Source organism: Streptomyces shenzhenensis, assembly GCF_003688995.1.
GTDB lineage: Bacteria > Actinomycetota > Actinomycetes > Streptomycetales > Streptomycetaceae > Streptomyces > Streptomyces shenzhenensis_A.
In genome coordinates this window covers 344486-359780 of record NZ_PENI01000003.1, presented here as the reverse complement: position 1 = coordinate 359780, position 15295 = coordinate 344486, and the positions used below count along the sequence as shown (strand labels likewise).

The 15295-nt window shown below is 71.0% G+C and carries 15 protein-coding genes; 1 reads left to right on the top strand and 14 read right to left on the bottom strand.

Annotated features, from left to right (window positions below):
• Window positions 1-5 precede the first annotated feature (5 nt).
• Window positions 6-986 carry an aspartate carbamoyltransferase catalytic subunit gene (locus tag CTZ28_RS07245; RefSeq protein ID WP_121888392.1) on the bottom strand — a complete coding sequence of 327 codons (981 nt, stop codon included), beginning with the start codon at window positions 984-986 and terminating at the stop codon, window positions 6-8.
• A gap of 95 nt (window positions 987-1081) precedes the next feature.
• Window positions 1082-1651: a bifunctional pyr operon transcriptional regulator/uracil phosphoribosyltransferase PyrR gene (gene pyrR / locus CTZ28_RS07240; protein ID WP_121888391.1), complete on the bottom strand. Its 570-nt coding sequence runs from the start codon at window positions 1649-1651 to the stop codon at window positions 1082-1084.
• A 252-nt stretch (window positions 1652-1903) separates the two neighbouring features.
• Here pyrR and bldD point away from each other — a divergent pair, with 252 nt between their 5' ends.
• A complete protein-coding gene (gene bldD / locus CTZ28_RS07235) occupies window positions 1904-2407 on the top strand; it encodes a transcriptional regulator BldD (RefSeq protein ID WP_014671524.1) in 504 nt (167 codons plus the stop codon).
• Window positions 2408-2599: 192 nt separating this feature from the next.
• Here the strand turns inward: bldD and nusB are convergent, their stop codons facing one another.
• The 12 genes from nusB to CTZ28_RS07175 all read right to left on the bottom strand — a co-directional run bounded on the left by nusB (window position 2600) and on the right by CTZ28_RS07175 (window position 15292).
• The gene (nusB, locus tag CTZ28_RS07230; protein WP_121888390.1) at window positions 2600-3028 is read right to left on the bottom strand and encodes a transcription antitermination factor NusB; all 429 of its coding nucleotides are present in this window, start codon (window positions 3026-3028) and stop codon (window positions 2600-2602) included.
• A 2-nt stretch (window positions 3029-3030) separates the two neighbouring features.
• On the bottom strand, window positions 3031-3597 hold the full coding sequence (gene efp, locus CTZ28_RS07225; RefSeq protein WP_121888389.1) for an elongation factor P: 567 nt from the start codon (window positions 3595-3597) through the stop codon (window positions 3031-3033).
• Between the two features lie 86 nt (window positions 3598-3683).
• Window positions 3684-4790, bottom strand: coding sequence for an aminopeptidase P family protein (locus tag CTZ28_RS07220; RefSeq protein ID WP_121888388.1), 1107 nt, complete (start codon window positions 4788-4790; stop codon window positions 3684-3686).
• A gap of 160 nt (window positions 4791-4950) precedes the next feature.
• Window positions 4951-5817, bottom strand: a complete 867-nt coding sequence (locus tag CTZ28_RS07215; RefSeq protein WP_121888387.1) for a Pro-rich N-terminal domain-containing protein — start codon at window positions 5815-5817, stop codon at window positions 4951-4953.
• A 187-nt stretch (window positions 5818-6004) separates the two neighbouring features.
• Window positions 6005-7096 carry a 3-dehydroquinate synthase gene (aroB, locus tag CTZ28_RS07210; protein WP_121888386.1) on the bottom strand — a complete coding sequence of 364 codons (1092 nt, stop codon included), beginning with the start codon at window positions 7094-7096 and terminating at the stop codon, window positions 6005-6007.
• The gene (locus tag CTZ28_RS07205; protein WP_121888517.1) at window positions 7093-7575 is read right to left on the bottom strand and encodes a shikimate kinase; all 483 of its coding nucleotides are present in this window, start codon (window positions 7573-7575) and stop codon (window positions 7093-7095) included. The genes aroB and CTZ28_RS07205 overlap by 4 nt, the downstream gene beginning before the upstream one ends.
• 32 nt (window positions 7576-7607) lie before the next feature.
• Window positions 7608-8792, bottom strand: coding sequence for a chorismate synthase (aroC, locus tag CTZ28_RS07200; protein WP_121888385.1), 1185 nt, complete (start codon window positions 8790-8792; stop codon window positions 7608-7610).
• Window positions 8793-8958: 166 nt separating this feature from the next.
• A complete protein-coding gene (locus CTZ28_RS07195; protein WP_121888384.1) occupies window positions 8959-9792 on the bottom strand; it encodes a shikimate dehydrogenase in 834 nt (277 codons plus the stop codon).
• A 90-nt stretch (window positions 9793-9882) separates the two neighbouring features.
• Window positions 9883-11676: an endolytic transglycosylase MltG gene (gene mltG, locus CTZ28_RS07190; protein WP_121888383.1), complete on the bottom strand. Its 1794-nt coding sequence runs from the start codon at window positions 11674-11676 to the stop codon at window positions 9883-9885.
• A 119-nt stretch (window positions 11677-11795) separates the two neighbouring features.
• On the bottom strand, window positions 11796-12260 hold the full coding sequence (gene ruvX, locus CTZ28_RS07185; protein WP_121888382.1) for a Holliday junction resolvase RuvX: 465 nt from the start codon (window positions 12258-12260) through the stop codon (window positions 11796-11798).
• A 15-nt stretch (window positions 12261-12275) separates the two neighbouring features.
• On the bottom strand, window positions 12276-14948 hold the full coding sequence (gene alaS, locus CTZ28_RS07180; protein WP_121888381.1) for an alanine--tRNA ligase: 2673 nt from the start codon (window positions 14946-14948) through the stop codon (window positions 12276-12278).
• Window positions 14948-15292: a hypothetical protein gene (locus CTZ28_RS07175; protein ID WP_121888380.1), complete on the bottom strand. Its 345-nt coding sequence runs from the start codon at window positions 15290-15292 to the stop codon at window positions 14948-14950. Before CTZ28_RS07175 ends, alaS begins: the two co-directional genes overlap by 1 nt.
• Between the last annotated feature and the right edge of the window lie 3 nt (window positions 15293-15295).

Genomic DNA, 15295 nt, shown 5'->3' with positions numbered 1-15295 from the left:
GGTTCTTACTTCTCCTCGGTGGTGCGGGCGTGGGTGACGGCGGGCTCGTTGCCGCCGAGCAGCAGGTACAGCACGGCCATCCGGATGGACACGCCGTTGGCGACCTGCTCGACGGCGGTGCAGCGGTCGGAGTCGGCGACCTCGGCGGTGATCTCCATGCCGCGGACCATGGGGCCGGGGTGCATGACGATGGCGTGCTCGGGCATCCGCGCCATCCGGTCGGCGTCGAGGCCGTAGCGCCGGGCGTACTCGCGCTCGGTCGGGAAGAACGCCGCGTTCATCCGCTCCCGCTGCACCCGCAGCATCATCACGGCGTCGGACTTGGGCAGCGTGGCGTCGAGGTCGTACGACACCTCGCAGGGCCAGGCCCCGACGCCGACGGGCAGCAGGGTGGGCGGGGCGACCAGGGTGACCTCGGCGCCCAGGGTGTGCAGCAGGTCGACGTTGGAGCGGGCGACGCGGCTGTGCAGGACGTCGCCGACGACGGTGATGCGCCGCCCCGCGAGGTCCCGGCCGAGGCCCGCGTCCCGGCCGACCAGGCGGCGGCGCATGGTGAACGCGTCGAGCAGCGCCTGGGTGGGGTGCTGGTGGGTGCCGTCGCCCGCGTTGATCACGGCGGCGTCGATCCAGCCGGAGTTGGCCAGGCGGTAGGGGGCGCCGGAGGCGCCGTGCCGGATGACGACGGCGTCGACGCCCATCGCCTCCAGGGTCTGGGCGGTGTCCTTCAGGGACTCGCCCTTGGAGACGCTCGACCCCTTGGCGGTGAAGTTGATGACGTCCGCGGACAGCCGCTTCTCGGCGGCCTCGAAGGAGATCCGGGTGCGGGTGGAGTCCTCGAAGAAGAGGTTGACGATCGTGCGGCCGCGCAGGGTCGGCAGCTTCTTGATCGGCCGGTCGGCGACCCGGGCCATCTCCTCGGCGGTGTCGAGGATCAGGACGGCGTCGTCGCGGGTGAGGTCGGCGGCCGAGATGAGATGGCGCTGCATCTGTCAGGCTCCGTAAGGCAGTTCAGGTATCGGGAGAATCCGGGCAGGCGAGGGCACGGCGACGGGACGCACGGCGTGAACCGCGCGCCGGCGTGCTACTGATCGCCCGGGGCGGCCTGCGTGACGCCGAGCAGCACGGTGTCGCGACCGTCCTCCTCGGCGAGCTGGACCTTGACCGTCTCCCGCAGCGACGTGGGGAGGTTCTTGCCGACGTAGTCGGCGCGGATGGGCAGCTCGCGGTGACCGCGGTCGACGAGGACCGCGAGCTGCACGGCGCGCGGGCGCCCGATGTCGTTGAGGGCGTCGAGGGCGGCGCGGATGGTGCGGCCGGAGAAGAGCACGTCGTCAACGAGGACGACCAGCCGTCCGTCGACGCCGTCACCGGGGATGTGGGTGCGGGCCAGCGCGCGCGGCGGGTGCAGGCGCAGGTCGTCGCGGTACATCGTGATGTCGAGCGAGCCGGCCGGAACCTTGCGGTCGGTGATCTCGGCGAGCTTCGCGGCGAGCCGCTGGGCGAGGAAGACGCCCCGGGTCGGAATGCCGAGGAGCACCACGTCGTCGGCGCCCTTGGCGCGCTCGACGATCTCGTGGGCGATGCGGGTCAATACCCGCGCGATGTCGGCCCCTTCGAGCACGGGGCGGGCATCGGACGCTTGCGTGTCCATATGAAACGGACCTCCTTCTCCGCCTCACGGGACGGACCTTAAAGGACGTCGGAATTGCGCCATCCACCGTAGCAGGTCACCCGGAGGCCCCGATCACCCGGTCGGCGTAATCGGTCGCCGGTACTTCGGAAGAGTCGGTGTGGACCATTCGGCTTGACGCATCAGTGTCACGCTGCGTAACCTCACAGTGAGTTACCAGCCGCGCGGCGGGAATCGAAGCCGGCCGCGTCGACACAGTGTCCGGGGAGCTATATGTCCAGCGAATACGCCAAACAGCTCGGGGCCAAGCTCCGGGCCATCCGCACCCAGCAGGGCCTTTCCCTCCACGGTGTCGAGGAGAAGTCCCAGGGCCGCTGGAAGGCAGTCGTCGTCGGCTCGTACGAGCGCGGCGACCGCGCCGTGACCGTGCAGCGCCTCGCGGAGCTCGCGGACTTCTATGGCGTTCCCGTGCAGGAACTGCTGCCCGGGACCACTCCGGGCGGCGCCGCCGAGCCGCCGCCGAAGCTGGTCCTGGACCTGGAGCGGCTGGCCACCGTGCCGGCCGAGAAGGCGGGTCCCCTGCAGCGCTACGCGGCGACGATCCAGTCGCAGCGCGGTGACTACAACGGCAAGGTGCTGTCGATCCGCCAGGACGACCTGCGCACACTGGCCGTCATCTACGACCAGTCGCCCTCGGTCCTCACCGAGCAGCTGATCAGCTGGGGCGTGCTGGACGCGGACGCGCGCCGTGCCGTGGCCACCCACGAAGAAGCCTGAGCCGCTCGACGACTCAGCAGAAACGTGCCGCCGGGGTGACCGGAACTCAAGGGTTCCGGTCACCCCGGCGGTTTTTCGTGTCGTACGGCCCTTCAGGGGGCGCGGAGAACTGTGTGAGCGGCCCGAGGCGGCCCTCAGCCGCCCTTCTGCCGCCTTCCCGCGGCGCCCCCGCACCCGGAGGCACCAGCGGCGCTATTCGCGCCGCAGCGAGGGCTTCAGCTCCTTCAGCCGGCCCAGCAGTCCGTTGACGAACGCGGGCGACTCGTCGGTGGAGAACTCCTTCGCCAGCTGCACCATCTCGTCCAGGACGACGGCGTCCGGGGTCTCGTCGCCCCAGATCAGCTCGTGGGCGCCGAGCCGCAGGATGTTGCGGTCCACGACCGGCATGCGGTCGAGGGTCCAGCCGACCGAGTACTGGGCGATCAGCTCGTCGATGCGCTCCGCGTGTTCCGCGTAGCCCTCGACCAGCTGCATCGTGTACTCGCTCACCGGCGGCTGCCGGGGGTCGGTCCGCGACAGCCGGATCCAGTCCGCGAGAACCGTCAGGACCCCGGCACCGCGCTGGTCCGCCTCGAAGAGGATCTGGAAGGCACGCTTGCGGGCCGTGTTGCGGGCAGCCACGGTTAGCTGTTCACCCGGCCGAGGTAGTCGCTGGTGCGGGTATCGACCTTGATCTTCTCACCGGTCGTGATGAAGAGCGGAACCTGGATCTGGTGGCCGGTCTCCAGCGTGGCGGGCTTGGTGCCACCGGTGGAGCGGTCGCCCTGGAGGCCCGGCTCAGTCTCCTGGATGGTCAGCTCGACGGCGGCGGGCAGCTCCACGAAGAGCACCTCGCCCTCGTGCTGGGCGACGGTGGCCTCGAAGCCCTCGATCAGGAAGTTGGCGGCGTCGCCGACGGCCTTGCGGTCGATGTGCAGCTGGTCGTAGGTCTCCATGTCCATGAAGACGAAGTAGTCGCCGTCCATGTACGAGAACTGCATGTCGCGCTTGTCGACAGTGGCCGTCTCGACCTTGACACCGGCGTTGAAGGTCTTGTCGACGACCTTGCCGGAGAGCACGTTCTTGAGCTTGGTGCGCACGAATGCCGGGCCCTTGCCGGGCTTGACGTGCTGGAACTCGACGACGGACCAGAGCTGGCCGCCTTCGAGCTTGAGCACCAGGCCGTTCTTGAGGTCGTTCGTGGAAGCCACGGTTGCGGAATCTCCTGGACTGACGTGGACGACCCCGGGGCACGAACCGAGCGTCGCCGGGACGTGCCTGCACCTCCCTGCGACCGCTACAGCGCGAGCAGCTCCTTGGTCGTAATGGTGAGTAGCTCGGGTCCGCCGTCCGCCTCGGGGCGCACGACGAGCGTGTCATCGATCCGGACACCACCCCGTCCCGGGAGGTGGACCCCTGGTTCGACGGTGACCGGCACGCAAGCGTCCAGTTTACCCATGGCGGCGGGGGCCAACTGAGGGTCCTCGTCAATTTCCAGTCCGACGCCGTGTCCGGTGACGGGTTGCAGGCCCACGCCGTAGCCCGCGGAGTCCAGCACCTGGCGGGCGGCGCGGTCCACGTCCCGGAACGCGGCGCCGGGCGCCAGGGCCTCCCGCCCGGCGCGCTGGGCGGCGAAGACCAGGTCGTACAGGTCGATCTGCCAGTCGGCGGGTGACGTGCCGATGACGAAGGTCCGGCCGATCTCGCAGCGGTAGCCGCGGTAGGCGGCGCCCAGGCAGACGGTGAGGAAGTCGCCCTCCTCGACCCGCCGGTCGGTGGGGCGGTGACCGCGGTGCCCGGAGTTGGGTCCGGTGGCGACGGAGGTCGGGAACGCCGGCCCGTCGGCGCCGTGGTCGACCAGGCGCCGCTCCAGCTCCAGCGCGAGATGCCGCTCGGTGCGGCCCACCAGGATGGACTCAAGCAGCTCGCCGAGGGCCTGGTCGGCGATCTCCGCGCCGATCCGCAGACAGGAGATCTCCTCCTCGTCCTTGATGACCCGCAGCTGCTCGACCGCCGAGCCGAGATCGGCGAGGCGCAGACCGGGGGCGACGGCAGCGACGGCCCGGTAGCGGGCCATGGTGAGGTGGTGCTCCTCGACCGCGAGGGCCTCGGCGCCCTGACCGGCGGCGAGCTCCGCGGCGGCCACGGCGGGGTCACCGCCGGACCTGGGCAGCACCTGCACACGCAGATGCTCGTCCGGCCGCCCTTCGGTGGGGCGGTCGTCCGGCGGCTCGGCGCACACCAGCAGGTCCTCGCTCTTGCCGAGGAGCATGACCGCGCCCTGGGGGGCGGCACCCGCCAGGTAGCGCACATTGGCGGGGCGGGAGATGAGCGCCGCCGCGGTGCCGGCCGCGGTGCAGCGCTCCCTCAGCCGGGATCGGCGGTTCGCATACACCTCTGACATGAGTCGAGCGTAGAAGCGGTGACCGGATTGTGCCGGTTGGGAAGCTGCTGTTCGAGGGATTCGAGGAAATCGGCACGCGAACGGCGGTGCGCCGGGTCCGGGCCGGGGCTGTCGCCCACCCGGTCCGCGGGCGCTTCCCCGAGGGATGCGCCCACCCCCGTCACCAGTTCGGGGGGCTCGCTATCGCCCTGGCCAGGACGTCGTTCAGGACGCGGGCCGTGCCGGGCACGTCCAGCTGGGAATTGTCGATGATCGGCAGCCCCGAGCCGTACCACCCGGCCATCCGGCCGTGGATGCGGGCCACCTCCTCGTCGGTCAGCCTGCGGTTTCCGGAGCGTTCCGCGTTGCGCTCCAGGACGATGTCGAGGCCGGGCAGCAGGACGACCGGCAGCAGGCCGGGGCCGACGTGGCGCTTCCAGCCGCCGAGGCCCACCACCGGGCGGTCCGGGAACACGGCGTCGTCGAGGATGCAGGAGATGCCGTTGGCCAGGAAGTTCCGCGCGGCGAAGCCGCAGGTGCGGCGGGCCAGCCGGTACTGCGCCTCGGAGTGGTCGTTCCACCCGGTCTGCGGGTCGGCGAAGCCCGAGCGGACCCATTCGCGCACGTCGTCGAGGCTGATGTGGGCGGTGGGGACCCGGCGGTGGTCGGCCCAGTACTTGGCGACGCTCGTCTTGCCCGCGCCCGCGGGGCCGATCAGCAGCACGGCCAGCGTCGTACCGGCCGGGTCGGGCGCGGCGGTGGCGGGGGGTGTGCTGGGCACGGCGACGGGGCCGCCGGGCGGCAGCGGCACATGCCCGGTGCCGTCCGGCACGGGCGGGGCGGGGGTGTGCCGCGGGGGTGCGGGCGGCACCGGTCCCGAGGGGGCGCCGACGCCGGAGAAGCCCGGCGCGGGTGGCGGCGGGGGCACGGGTGCGGGACCCTGGTGGGCTCCCGCTCCCGGGTGGTGCGCGGCCGGCGACCAGCCGACGGCCGGTTCCTGCCCCGGCTGGTGGGGCGGCGGCAGCGGAGACCCCACTGCGTGCTGCATCCGGTGCCACTCCGTCTCGTTCTTCTCGGGCTCGGTCCGCCGCTGGCCCTTGGCGCCGACAGCGGAGTGCGAGCCCCCGCTCGCTACCGAACGGTACCGCCCCCGGCCGTCGTTTGGTGAAACGGCCGGGGGCGGTCCGAAGTGCCCGGTGCGCACGGCGAATCGGACGGATGGAGCACGGTCGGACCTACTGCCCCACTTCGCCATAGGCGGCGAGCAGCACGGCCGGGTCCGGGCCCTCCAGGACGGTGGGCTTGGCCAGTCCGTCCAGGACGATGAAGCGCAGCAGGTCGCCGCGGGACTTCTTGTCGACCCTCATCGTCTCCAGCAGCTTGGGCCACTGGTCGTGGCGGTAGTGCAGGGGCAGTCCGACCGACTCCAGGACGCTGCGGTGGCGGTCGGCCGTCGCTTCGTCCAACCGGCCGGCGAGGCGGCCGAGTTCGGCGGCGAAGTGCATGCCCACGGCCACGGCGGCGCCGTGCCGCCACTGATAGCGCTCGTTCTTCTCGATGGCGTGGCCGAGCGTGTGGCCGTAGTTGAGGATCTCCCGCAGGCCGGACTCCTTCAGATCGGCGGAGACCACCTCCGCCTTCACCCGGATCGACCGCTCGATCAGCTCGGCCGTGTGCGGTCCCGCCGGGGTGCGCGCGGCCTCGGGGTCCGACTCGATGAGGTCAAGGATGACCGGGTCGGCGATGAACCCGGCCTTGATGATCTCGGCGAGACCGGAGACGTAGTCGTGGACGGGCAGCGTCTCCAGCGCGCCGAGGTCGCACAGCACGCCCGCGGGCGGGTGGAAGGCGCCGACGAGGTTCTTGCCCTCGGCCGTGTTGATGCCGGTCTTGCCGCCGACCGCCGCGTCCACCATGGCCAGCACGGTCGTCGGTACGGCGATCCAGCGGACGCCGCGCAGCCAGCTCGCGGCGACGAATCCGGCGAGGTCGGTGGTGGCGCCGCCGCCCACGCCGACGATGACGTCGGTGCGGGTGAACCCGGACTGGCCGAGCGCCTTCCAGCAGTAGGCGGCGACCTCGGCGGTCTTGGCCTCCTCGGCGTTCGGCACCTGGATGGCGATCGCCTCGTAGCCCTGCTCGGCCAGGTCGGCGCGGAGCGCGTCGCCGGTCTCGGCCAGCGCCTCGGGGTGGACGACCGCGACCCGTTTGGCCCTCGGCCCCACCAGGCCGGGCAGTTCGCCCAGGAGCCGGTGGCCGACCAGGACCTCGTACGGCTCCGTGCCCGCTGTGCCGCCGACCTGGATCCGCGTCACCGTCTCGCTCATGCTTCCTTCAACTCCAGTGCGTCCAGGGCTGCTTGGCTGACCTCTTCGGGCGTGCGGCCGTCGGTCGCCACGACCGCGCTTGCGACCTCCTCGTACAGGTGCCGGCGCGCCTCCATCAGTTCCCGCCACTGTCGGCGCGGATTGACCGCGAGCAGCGGCCGGGCCGCGTTCAGACCGGTGCGCCTGACCGCCTCCTCGACGTCCATGGAGAGGTAGACCACCCGGTGCCCGGACAGCAGGGCGCGGGTGTCCGCGTCGAGGATCGCGCCGCCGCCCAGCGCCAGCACGCCCGTGTGCTCGGCGAGCGCGGTGCGCACCGCCCGCTTCTCGAGCGCGCGGAACGCGGCCTCGCCGTCGTCCACGAAGATCTCGGCGATGGTCCGCCCCGCGGCGGCCACGATGTCGTCGTCGGTGTCCCGGTAGGGCACACCGAGGCGCCCGGCCAGCAGTTCCCCGACGGTGGACTTGCCCACGCCCATCGGGCCCACGAGCACGATCGCCGGCACGCCGCTCACCGGATCGCGAGGCTGTCGAGGTAGGAGCGCACGTTGCGGCGGGTCTCGACCACGCTGTCCCCGCCGAACTTCTCCGCGACCGCGTCGGCCAGCACCAGGGCGACCATCGCCTCCGCGACGATCCCCGCCGCCGGCACCGCGCACACGTCGGAGCGCTGGTGGTGCGCCTGGGCGGGCTCGCCGGTGACCACGTCGACCGTGCGCAGCGCCCGCGGCACCGTCGCGATCGGCTTCATCGCCGCCCGCACCCGCAACAACTCGCCGGTCGACAGGCCGCCTTCGGTCCCGCCGGAGTGGCCCGAGGTGCGCCGGATCCCCTCCGGTGTGGTCACGATCTCGTCGTGCGCCTTCGACCCCGGCACCCGCGCCAGGTCGAACCCGTCGCCCAGTTCGACGCCCTTGATCGCCTGGATCCCCATCAGCGCCGCGGCCAGCCGGGCGTCCAGCTTCCGGTCCCAGTGCACATGCGAGCCGAGCCCCACCGGCACCCCGTAGGCCAGCACCTCGACCACACCGCCGAGCGTGTCACCGTCCTTGTGGGCCTGGTCGATCTCCGCGACCATCGCCTTGGACGCGTCGGCGTCCAGGCAGCGCACCGGGTCCGCGTCCAGCCGCGCCACGTCGGAGGGGGTCGGGTACACGCCGTACGGCGCCTTCGCCGACGCCAGTTCCACGACGTGGCTGACGATCTCGATGCCGGCGGTCTCCTTCAGGTACGACCTGGCCACCGCGCCGAGCGCCACCCGTGCCGCGGTCTCCCGCGCCGAGGCCCGCTCCAGGATCGGCCGGGCCTCGTCGAACCCGTACTTCTGCATCCCCGCCAGGTCGGCGTGGCCGGGCCGCGGCCGGGTCAGCGGCGCGTTGCGGGCGAGCCCCGCCAGCACCTCCGGGTCCACCGGATCGGCCGCCATGACCTGCTCCCACTTCGGCCACTCCGTGTTGCCCACCATGACCGCCACCGGCGAGCCCAGCGTCAGCCCGTGCCGGACCCCGCCCAGGAACGTGACCTCGTCCCGTTCGAACTTCATCCGAGCGCCCCGGCCGTACCCCAGCCGCCGCCGAGCCAGATGGTCCGCCACCACGTCCGTGGTGATCGGCACGCCGGCGGGAAGCCCCTCCAGCGTCGCGACGAGTGCGGGGCCGTGGGACTCCCCCGCGGTCAGCCAACGCAGCCTGCTCAACGGTGCTCCTCAGAGTTCGCGCCCTGGTACTGCCCTGTGTACGCGTGTCCTCGCGTACGGCGACGGCGTGCCCGGGTGCGCGACCCCGGTCCGCCACCTCTGATCCTCCCACGTCCGCGGCCGAGTCCCGGTCGGCGGTCCAGCAGGCGGACGTGGAGCGGACGCGTCAGCGTTCGGCGAGCGCCTTCTCCCCCGCCCGGCGCATGGCGTCCACCGGGGCCGGGGCGCGGCCGGTCATCTGCTCGACCTGGAGCACGGCCTGGTGGACGAGGAGGTCGAGGCCGCCGACGACGGCCCCGCCGACCATGGACCAGCGGGCCGCGAGAGCGGTCGGCCAGGGCTCGTAGAGCACGTCGAAGAGGGTGGCGGGCCGCTCCGGTACGGCGGTGGCGAGCGCGTCGGTGGTGCCCGCCGGTGTGGTGGCGATCACCAGCGGGGCGCGCAGCGCCTCGGCCGCGTCGGCCCAGTCCGCGATGCGGACCTCGACGTCGAGCCGTTCGCCCCACTGCCGCATCTCGGCGGCGCGGGCGGCGCTGCGGACATAGGCGACGACCTCGCCGGTGCAGATCCGGGCCAGGGCGGCGAGCGCGGAGGAGGCGGTGGCGCCGGCGCCCAGGACCGCGGCGGAGTCGACCTGTTCGATTCCGTGCTCGCGCAGGGCGGCCACCATGCCCGGGACATCGGTGTTGTCGCCGACGCGACGGCCGTCCTCGGTGAACACGACCGTGTTGACCGCGTCGACGGAGGCGGCCGTCTCACTGATCTCGTCGATCAGCGGGATGACCGCGCGCTTGAGCGGCATGGTCAGCGACAGTCCCGCCCAGTCCGGGCCGAGCCGCTCGAAGAAGCCGGGCAGCCCGGCCTCGTCGACCTCGAAGCGCTCGTACACCCAGTCGGTGAGCCCGAGTTCGGCGTACGCGGCGCGGTGCAGCACCGGGGAGAGGGAGTGCGCGATGGGCGATCCGAGCACGGCGGCCCGCCTGTACCGAAGGTTTTCCATCACCGCTCCACCGCTGTTCGCCGTCCCGTTGTGCATCGGGCCGCAACGGTACCGGAGCCGCCCGCCGCCGAGTGCGGCGGGCGGGCGGCGTCAACGGCCGCTGTTCGCGTTGAACTTGTCCTTCAGCGTCTGGAACTCTTCGTAGGTCTTGGCGAATTCCGTATTGCTCTGGCCGTCGGTCGCCACGAAATAGATCCAGCCGTCGTCGGTCGGATTCAGCGCGGCCTTCAGGGCGTCGTCGCTCGGGTTTCCGATCGGGCCGGGCGGCAGGCCCGTGTTGGTGTAGGTGTTGTACGGGTCCTTGTTGCTGTTGATCTCGGACTCGCTGATGTGGATGTTGCTCTGACCCTTCAGATAGTTGAAGGTCGAGTCGAACTGCAACAGCCGGTTGGTCTCGGTGTTCGTGGGCTTGAGACGGTTGTAGATCACTTCCGCCATCTTGCGGAAGTCGTCGTGCGTCTTACCCTCGGCCTGGACCAGGCTCGCGACCGTGACGAGCTGGAAGGGGTCGGCCAGGCCGAGTTCCTTGGCCTTTGTCTCAAGGCCGTAGGCTGCGTACTTCTCCTTGGCCTGGGCGACCATCGGCTTCAGAACGGCGTCGGGCTTCATGCCCTTCGCGGCCGGGTACGTGCCGGGGTACAGGAAGCCCTCCAGCGGGTCCCGGATCCGGCTGTTGTTCTGCGCCCAGCTCGGCATTCCGAGTTTCTTGTACTCCTTCTCGGCGGCCTTTTTCGTGGCGCCGGCCGCAAGGCCGAGTTGTTTGTCGATCGCCTGGTACACCTGGGCGTTGCGCTCGCCCGGCTTGACGAGGACATTACTCTGGCTCTTCGGGTCGAGCATCATTTTCACGGCGCTCGCGGCGGACATTTCTTTCTTCAGCACATAGGCGCCGGCCTGGATCGTACCGCCCTCGGGATCCTGCGACTGTGCGGAGACGAACGCGTCGACGCTCTTGACCACCCCGGCGTCCTTCAGCCGCCGCCCGATCTCGTAACCGCCGGCCCCTTTGGGGATTTCCACGGTCACGGTTTCGTTCGTGCCGCCGCCCGCATAGTCAGGGGCCGCGCCAAAACGATTTTGGTAGAACTTCAATCCGAAGTATCCGACCCCGCCGAGGCCACCGCCGAAGACCAGGACGACCACCATGCAGGCGCAGCCGTTGCGCCGCTTCTTGGCTCCTTTGCCGCCCTTCGCGGCCTTGCCCCTCCGGTCGCCGCGCCCGCGGCGCCCCTTCGGGTCGTGGTCGAGGTCGTCGTCGGAGTCGTCGTCGCCCCCGCCCGCGAAGAACGCGTGTTCGCCCTCGTCCGGGCCGGGATCCCAGTCGGTCTCGGGCTCCGGCTCGGGTCGTCTGCGGCCCGGCGGCTGCGGCGGCGGATAGGCGTCGGGCGTGCCGTAGTGGTCGGGCTGCTCCGCGCCGTACGCCACGGGCTGCTGGCCGTAGGGGTCGCCCGGGTCCGCGGCGTACGGCATGTGCCCATGGGTGCCGGTGGCGTCCCAGCCGCCCTGCGGATACTGCGGCGGGGACTGCACCGGGTACTGCTGCCGGCCGTGCCCGGCGTACTGCTGCTGGTCGTGCCCCTGGTAGTGCTGCTGGTCATGACCCGCGTACTGCTGCTGGTCATGACCGGCGTAGTGCTCGTTGCCCTGCTGTGCGTACGGTTGCTGGCCCTGCTCGCCGTAGTACTGGTACTGCTGCTGGTCGTACCCGGACTGCTCCTGGTTCCAGCCGCCGTACTGCGGCTGCTGCGGGTGGTGCTGCGGCAGGCCGCCGTAGGGGGCCTGCTGACCCGGCTGGGTCTGCTGCCCTCCCCATCCGCCGTCCCCGTACAACGGGTCCTCCGGATGCCACGGTTCGGAGCCTGGGCCCCGGCCATACTCAGTCATCGATCCCCTAGAGCCGCGAAGCGGAGGTCACGCGGCTGCCGCCGGCTCCCGTTCCGCCTCTTGCTGTGCGGTTGCTGTTCGAACACCACCGCATCGCGCGGAACGTTACCGTATCGCGATCAGATGACCACTTCGACGCCCTCGCCGGGTACTTTGCCTGACACCCGTTCGGATTCGAGGGCCTGCTGAAGGATGACGACGGCCGCGGCCTGGTCGATGACGGAGCGGCCCTTCTTCGATCTGACCCCCGAGGCGCGCAGTCCCTGGCCGGCCGTCACGGTGGTCATCCGCTCGTCGACGAGCCGCACGGGAACGGGCGCGATGCCCTTGGCCAGTTCCTGGGCGAAGGCGCGCACCTTGACCGCGGCCGGGCCCTCCCCCCCTTTGAGGGAGCGGGGCAGGCCGACGACGACCTCGATCGGCTCGTACTCCTCGACGAGTTGACCGAGCCGGCGGTGAGCGGCCGGGACGTCCCGGCCGGGGACGGTCTCCACCGGCGTGGCGAGGATCCCGTCGGGGTCGCACGAGGCGACCCCGATACGGGCGTCCCCGACGTCGATGGCGAGCCGACGTCCTCTGCGCATGATCCCGCCCGTCCGCTACTTGGCGGTCTCGGCGACCAGGCGTTCGACGGCGTCCACGGCGTCGCCGACGGCGGCCGGGTGCTGGCCGCCGCCCTGGGCGACGTCCGGCTTGCCGCCACCGCCGCCGCCGAGCGTCTTGGCGGCCGTACGGACCAGGTCACCGGCCTTGAGACCGCGCTCGCGGGCGGCCTCGTTGGTGGCGATGACGGTCAGCGGCTTGCCGTTGTTGACCGTGAAGAGGGCGACCACGGCGGCCCGGCCGCCCTGGATGCGCCCGCGTACGTCGAGGACCAGCTTGCGCAGGTCGTCCGGGGTGGTGCCGTCCGGCACCTGACCCGTGACGACGGCGATCCCGCGGACGTCCTTGGCGGACTCGGCGAGACCGGCGGCGGCCTGCAACACCTTCTCGGCGCGGAACTTCTCGATCTCCTTCTCGGCGTCCTTCAGCTTGCCGAGCATCGAGGAGACCTTCTCGGGCAGGTCCTCCGGGCGGCCCTTGAGCAGTTCGGTCAGCTGGTTGACGACCGTGTGTTCGCGGGCGAGGAAGTTATAGGCGTCCACGCCGACCAGGGCCTCGATACGGCGCACACCGGAGCCGATGGAGGACTCGCCGAGCAGCTTCACCAGGCCCAGCTGGGCGGTGTTGTGCACATGCGTGCCACCGCACAGTTCCTTGGAGAAGTCGCCGATGGTGACCACGCGGACCCGCTCGCCGTACTTCTCGCCGAACTCGGCGATGGCGCCCTGCTTCTTGGCCTCGTCGATGCCCATGACGTCGGCGCGCACGTCGAGGTCGCGGGCGAGCACCTCGTTGATCTTCTGCTCGACGTCGGTCATCACGGCCGTGGGCACGGCGGACGGGGAGCCGAAGTCGAAGCGGAAGCGGCCGGGCTGGTTCTCCGAGCCGGCCTGGGCGGCGGTCGGGCCGAGGGCGTCGCGCAGGGCCTGATGGGTGAGGTGGGTGGCCGAGTGGGCGCGGGCGATGGCCTTGCGGCGGCGGAAGTCGATCGCGGCGTGGGCCTTGGCGCCGACGGTCACCTCGCCGACCTGTACGACGCCCTTGTGGACGTACACGCCGGGGACCGGCTTCTGGGTGTCGCGGACCTCGATGACGGCGCCGGAGTCGATCTTGATCCGGCCGGTGTCGCCGATCTGGCCGCCGCCCTCGGCGTAGAACGGGGTGCGGTCGAGGACGATCTCGACCTCGTCGCCCTCGGAGGCGGCGGGCGAGGAGACTCCGTCGACCAGGATGCCGACGATCGTGGACTCGCCCTCGGTGTCGGTGTAGCCGATGAAGTCGGTGGCACCGGCCGAGTCGGCGATCTCCCGGTAGGCGCCGAGGTCGGCGTGGCCGGTCTTCTTGGCCTGGGCGTCGGCCTTGGCGCGCTCCCGCTGCTCCTTCATCAGGCGGCGGAAGCCCTCCTCGTCCACGGACAGGCCCTGCTCGCCGGCCATCTCCAGGGTGAGGTCGATCGGGAAGCCCCAGGTGTCGTGGAGCAGGAAGGCCTTGTCGCCGGGCAGCACCGTGCCGCCGGTGGCCTTGGTCTCGGTGACGGCGGTGTCGAGGATGTTGGTGCCGGCCTTCAGCGTCTTGAGGAAGGCGACCTCCTCGGCAAGGGCGACCTTCTCGATCCGCTCGCGGTCGGTGACCAGCTCCGGGTACTGCCGGCCCATCATGCCGATCACGATGTCGATGAGGTCCTGCACGACCGGACCGGTGGCGCCCAGCAGCCGCATGTTGCGGATGGCGCGGCGCATGATGCGGCGCAGCACGTAACCGCGGCCCTCGTTGCCGGGGGTCACGCCGTCGCCGATGAGCATGGTGGCGGTGCGCATGTGGTCGGTGACCACGCGCAGGGAGACGTCCGAGGCGTGGGCGTCGCCGTAGTGGACGCCGGTCAGCTCGGTGGCCCGCTCGATGACGGCCATGGAGATGTCGATCTCGTACATGTTCTGCACGCCCTGCAGAATCATGGCGAGCCGCTCAAGGCCGAGGCCCGTGTCGATGTTCTTGCTCGGCAGGTCGCCGAGGATCTCGAAGTTGTCCTTGCCGATGCCCTCGCCGCGCTCGTACTGCATGAAGACGAGGTTCCAGATCTCCACGTACCGCTCGTCGTTGACGGCGGGACCGCCCTCGGCGCCGAACTCGGGGCCGCGGTCGTAGTTGATCTCGGAGCAGGGGCCGCACGGGCCCGGGACGCCCATGGACCAGAAGTTGTCCTTCATGCCAAGGCGCTGGATGCGCTCCTTGGGCACGCCGACGACCTCGTGCCAGATCCGCTCGGCCTCGTCGTCGTCCTTGTAGACGGTGATCCACAGGCGCTCGGGTTCGAGACCGTAACCGCCCTTGTCCTGGGGCGCGGTGAGCAGCTCCCAGGCGAGCTTGATGGCGCCTTCCTTGAAGTAGTCGCCGAAGGAGAAGTTGCCGCACATCTGGAAGAACGTGCCGTGCCGGGTGGTCTTGCCGACCTCTTCGATGTCCGGTGTGCGCACGCACTTCTGCACGCTGGTGGCGCGCGGGAACGGCGGCGTGACCTCACCCAGGAAGTAGGGCTTGAAGGGCACCATGCCGGCCGGGACGAGGAGCAGAGTCGGGTCGTCCGCGATGAGCGACGCCGAAGGGACGACGGTGTGACCGCGCTCCTCGAAGAAGCTCAACCAGCGGCGACGAATCTCGGCCGACTCCATCAGTGGTCCTCATTCCGGTTGTACGAGTACGTCGTGGGGTTGACGTACGTCGGGTTGCTGCGGTTCTCGATGGCGGCACGGCGCCTCGGGGCGGGGAGTTCCGGGTCCTCGCGGATACCGAGGGCGTCCTCGAGTTCGGCTTCCCGCTGGGCCATGTTGTCGCGGACGTCGAGGGCGAAGCCCACCGCGCGGTCCTTGACCGCCCGGCCCGTCACGAGCGCCTTGTTGGCCGCGGTCGCGGCGAGGCTCTCGGGGGTCAGCTGCTTCAGCTTGCGGTTGACCTTGGTGGTGGCCCACACGCCTGCGGCAACGCCTGTGGTGAACCAGAACGTACGGCGGAACATCGC